The 4,643-nt window shown below is 59.3% G+C and carries 4 protein-coding genes; 2 read left to right on the plus strand and 2 right to left on the minus strand.

Annotation, left to right across the window (positions count from 1 at the left end; genetic code table 11):
- Positions 1-57: 57 nt before the first annotated feature.
- Together lpxH and ACW9JC_RS28820 are read right to left on the minus strand one after the other, a co-directional pair.
- Positions 58-786, minus strand: a complete 729-nt coding sequence (lpxH, locus tag ACW9JC_RS28815) for a UDP-2,3-diacylglucosamine diphosphatase (RefSeq protein WP_416128199.1) — start codon at positions 784-786, stop codon at positions 58-60.
- Positions 783-1,286, minus strand: a complete 504-nt coding sequence (locus ACW9JC_RS28820) for a peptidylprolyl isomerase (protein ID WP_150701287.1) — start codon at positions 1,284-1,286, stop codon at positions 783-785. The genes lpxH and ACW9JC_RS28820 overlap by 4 nt, the downstream gene beginning before the upstream one ends.
- 250 nt (positions 1,287-1,536) lie before the next feature.
- Between ACW9JC_RS28820 and ACW9JC_RS28825 the strand changes: the two genes are divergently transcribed.
- On the plus strand, positions 1,537-3,234 hold the full coding sequence (locus ACW9JC_RS28825) for a glutamine--tRNA ligase/YqeY domain fusion protein (RefSeq protein ID WP_457459291.1): 1,698 nt from the start codon (positions 1,537-1,539) through the stop codon (positions 3,232-3,234).
- Between the two features lie 14 nt (positions 3,235-3,248).
- Positions 3,249-4,631, plus strand: coding sequence for a cysteine--tRNA ligase (gene cysS, locus ACW9JC_RS28830; RefSeq protein WP_150701289.1), 1,383 nt, complete (start codon positions 3,249-3,251; stop codon positions 4,629-4,631).
- Positions 4,632-4,643: the final 12 nt, after the last annotated feature.

Raw genomic sequence — 4,643 nt, forward strand, 5'->3', positions numbered from 1 at the left:
TCCATGGGATTTGTGTTCAACCCGTCGGAGCTGCCGAAGGCTGCGATCTTTTGGTCTCTACTGTGTCGCGAAATCAAACGGCGCCAGCGCAAACCCGTTTTCATCGACCTGCAACGCCCAACCCTGACGATCCCAATCCCCCAACACAATGCGCCGGGCCGCTTGTTCGCCAAGCTGCAGCTTGTGGATGGCAGGACGATGGGTATGCCCATGGATCAGCGTCTTCACGCCGTATTGCTGCATGATTCGCGGAATCTCCAAGGGCGTGACATCGACAATGTCATTGGCCTTCATCCGCGTTTGCGCGCGGCTTTCACTGCGCAGCTTGCGCGCCAGTTTATGCCGGGTGCTCAACGGCAGATGCCGCAGGATGAACAGGGTAATCGGGTTGCGCAGGTAGCGACGCAGCTTCATGTAGGCTTCGTCGCGGGTACAGAGGCTGTCGCCGTGCATCAGCAGCACCGGCTCGCCGTTGAACTGCACGACACTCGGATCTTTCAATAATGTGCAGCCGGCCTGTTTGCAAAAGGCCTTGCCGAGCATGAAATCACGATTGCCGTGCATCAGAAAAATGGCCGTGCCGCTGTCGCTCAACTCGCGCAGGGCCTGGCAAATGGAGCGCTGGAACGGCGTCATGGCGTCGTCGCCAATCCACGCCTCGAAAAAGTCGCCCAGAATGTACAACGCACTCGCCGAGCGGGCGCGTCCGGCGAGCAAATCCAGAAACGCCCGGGTAATGTCCGGGCGCTCCTCTTCCAGATGTAAATCTGAAATCAGCAATATCACTCAATGATCTCGGCTTTCTCGATGATCACGTCGTCTGCTGGTACGTCCTGGTGACCGGACTTCGACGTGGTGGCCACGCCTTTGATCTTGTCGACAACGTCCTGGCCGGCGGTCACTTTACCGAATACGGCATAGCCCCAGCCTTGCACGTTCTTGCCGCTGTGGTTCAGGAAGCTGTTGTCAGCCACGTTGATGAAGAATTGCGCGGAAGCCGAATGCGGCTCCATGGTGCGAGCCATGGCAACGGTGTACTTCTCGTTGGAAAGACCGTTGTCAGCTTCGTTCTGGATGCTTGGGCGCTTGTCTTTCTTTTCTTTCATGCCTGGCTCGAAACCGCCGCCCTGGATCATGAAGTTACCGATGACACGGTGGAAAACGGTGTTTTCGTAGTGACCGGCTTTAACGTACTCGACGAAGTTGGCCACGGTGATCGGGGCTTTGTCGGCGTTCAGTTCGAGGACGATGTCGCCGAAGTTGGTAGTCAGTTTGACTTGGGTCATGATCGTTTCTCTTTATAAGGAATTCGTGGTTTTGGGACATTCCATCCCGCAACCGGTTCAGCCTGTCTCGGCCAAGGTGCGCAGTTTAGCGTGACAGGCGCGAATTTCGAGGCTGTTTTTCATTTACGGCCCATTAAATGCGACCGTTTGCAGGTGCGCTCTGTCAGGTGCTTGACGGCATCGGCTATGATAGCGGCTTTGTTTTGTCCGGCCTTCATTACGGCCACGCACTTGTACGTTCAAGGATCCTATGAGCAAGCCCACTGTCGACCCTACCTCGAATGCCAAGACCGGCCCAGCCGTGCCGGTCAACTTCCTGCGGCCGATCATCCAGGCAGACCTGGACTCGGGCAAGCACACGCAGATCGTCACCCGTTTCCCGCCTGAGCCCAACGGCTACCTGCACATCGGCCACGCCAAGTCGATCTGCGTGAACTTCGGCCTGGCCCAGGAGTTCGGCGGCGTCACGCACCTGCGTTTCGACGACACCAACCCGGCCAAGGAAGACCAGGAATACATCGACGCGATCGAAAGCGACGTCAAATGGCTGGGCTTCGAATGGTCCGGCGAAGTGCGCTATGCCTCGCAGTATTTCGACCAGTTGCACGACTGGGCGGTGGAGCTGATCAAATCCGGCAATGCCTACGTCGACGACCTGAGCCCTGAACAGGCCAAGGAATACCGCGGCACCCTCACCGAGCCAGGCAAGAACAGCCCGTTCCGCGACCGCAGCGTCGAAGAGAACCTGGACCTGTTCGCCCGCATGAAGGCCGGCGAGTTCAAGGACGGCGCACGTGTACTGCGGGCCAAGATCGACATGGCCTCGCCGAACATGAACCTGCGCGATCCGATCATGTATCGCATCCGTCACGCGCATCACCACCAGACCGGTGACAAGTGGTGCATCTACCCGAACTACGACTTCACTCACGGTCAGTCGGACGCCATCGAAGGCATCACCCATTCGATCTGCACCCTGGAATTCGAAAGCCACCGTCCGCTGTACGAGTGGTTCCTGGAAAACCTGCCGGTGCCGGCCAACCCGCGCCAGTACGAGTTCAGCCGCCTGAACCTGAACTACACCATCACCAGCAAGCGCAAGCTCAAGCAACTGGTCGATGAAAAGCACGTCAACGGCTGGGACGACCCGCGCATGTCGACGCTGTCGGGTTTCCGCCGCCGTGGCTACACGCCGAAATCGATCCGCAACTTCTGCGAAATGATCGGCACCAACCGTTCCGACGGCGTGGTGGACTTCGGCATGCTCGAATTCAGCATCCGTGACGACCTCGACCAGAGCGCCCCGCGCGCCATGTGCGTGTTGCGTCCGCTGAAAGTCGTGATCACCAACTACCCGGAAGGCCAGGTCGAGAACCTCGAACTGCCGCGTCATCCGAAAGAAGACATGGGCGTGCGCGCATTGCCGTTTGCCCGTGAAATCTACATCGACCGTGACGACTTCATGGAAGAGCCGCCGAAGGGTTACAAGCGCCTGGAACCGACCGGTGAAGTACGCCTGCGTGGCAGCTACGTGATCCGCGCCGACGAAGCGATCAAGGACGCCGATGGCAACATCGTCGAACTGCGTTGCTCGTACGACCCGGAAACCCTGGGCAAGAACCCTGAAGGCCGCAAGGTCAAAGGCGTTGTGCACTGGGTGCCGGCTGCGGCCAGCGTCGAGTGCGAAGTGCGTCTGTACGATCGTCTGTTCCGTTCGGCCAACCCTGAGAAGGCCGAAGACAGCGCCAGTTTCCTGGACAACATCAACCCTGACTCGCTGCAGGTACTCACCGGTTGTCGTGCTGAACCCTCGCTGGGCAATGCACAGCCGGAAGACCGTTTCCAGTTCGAGCGCGAAGGCTACTTCGTCGCGGATATCAAGGACTCGAAACCGGGCGCACCGGTATTCAACCGTACCGTGACCCTGCGTGATTCGTGGGGCCAGTGATTCAAGGATTTAACGTGCTTACGATCTACAACACGCTCACCAAGAGCAAAGAAGTTTTCAAGCCGCTCGATGGCAACAAGGTGCGCATGTACGTCTGCGGGATGACCGTGTACGACTACTGCCACCTGGGCCACGGCCGCAGCATGGTCGCGTTCGACCTGGTGACGCGCTGGTTGCGTTTCAGCGGTTACGACCTGACCTACGTGCGCAACATCACCGACATCGACGACAAGATCATCAATCGGGCCAACGAGAACGGCGAGTCGTTCGAAGCGTTGACCGAGCGCATGATCGCGGCGATGCACGAAGATGAAGCGCGCCTGAACATCAAGAAACCGGACATGGAACCGCGTGCCACCGGCCATATTCCTGGCATGCACGCGATGATCCAGACCCTGATCGACAAGGGTTACGCCTACGCCCCGGGCAACGGCGACGTGTACTACCGCGTCGCCAAGTTCATGGGCTACGGCAAGCTGTCGCGCAAGAAGATCGAAGACCTGCGCATCGGCGCGCGCATCGAAGTCGACGAGTCCAAGCAGGACCCGCTGGACTTCGTGCTGTGGAAAGCCGCCAAGCCGGGCGAGCCGAGCTGGGAATCGCCGTGGGGTGCTGGGCGTCCGGGCTGGCACATCGAATGCTCGGTGATGTCGACCTGCTGCCTCGGCGAGACTTTCGACATTCATGGCGGCGGCAGCGACCTTGAGTTCCCGCACCACGAAAACGAAATCGCCCAGAGCGAAGCGGCCACCGGCAAGACCTACGCCAACGCGTGGATGCATTGCGGCATGATCCGTATCAATGGCGAGAAGATGTCCAAGTCCTTGAACAACTTCTTCACCATTCGCGATGTGCTCGACAAGTACCACCCGGAAGTCGTGCGTTACCTATTGGTGTCGAGCCACTACCGCAGCGCCATCAACTACTCGGAAGACAACCTCAAGGACGCCAAGGGCGCACTGGAGCGTTTCTACCACGCGTTGAAAGGCCTGCCGAACGTGGCACCGGCTGGCGGCGAAGCGTTCGTCGAGCGTTTCACCACGGTGATGAACGACGACTTTGGCACGCCGGAAGCTTGCGCGGTGCTGTTCGAGATGGTTCGTGAAATTAACCGTCTGCGTGAAAGCGATCTGAACGCAGCGGCCGGTCTGGCAGCCCGTTTGAAAGAACTGGCCAGCGTGTTGGGTGTGTTGCAGCTTGAAGCCGATGATTTCCTGCAAGCCGGTGCCGAAGGGCGCGTGGATGCAGCTGAAGTCGAAGCGCTGATCGCTGCGCGTCTGGCGGCACGGGCCGGCAAGGACTGGGCCGAATCCGACCGCATCCGCGACCAGCTCACCGCCATGGGCGTGGTGCTGGAAGACGGCAAGGGCGGCACGACCTGGCGTCTGGCTGACTGATTGCTTGATCCG

It is taken from the genome of Pseudomonas sp. SDO5591_S426, assembly GCF_054070755.1.

Bases quoted from the DNA above. Each gene is read 5' to 3' on its own strand.
- ACW9JC_RS28820 (WP_150701287.1), bottom strand. From the start codon at position 1,286: ATGACCCAAGTCAAACTGACTACCAACTTCGGCGACATCGTCCTCGAA.
- ACW9JC_RS28825 (WP_457459291.1), top strand. From the start codon at position 1,537: ATGAGCAAGCCCACTGTCGACCCTACCTCGAATGCCAAGACCGGCCCA.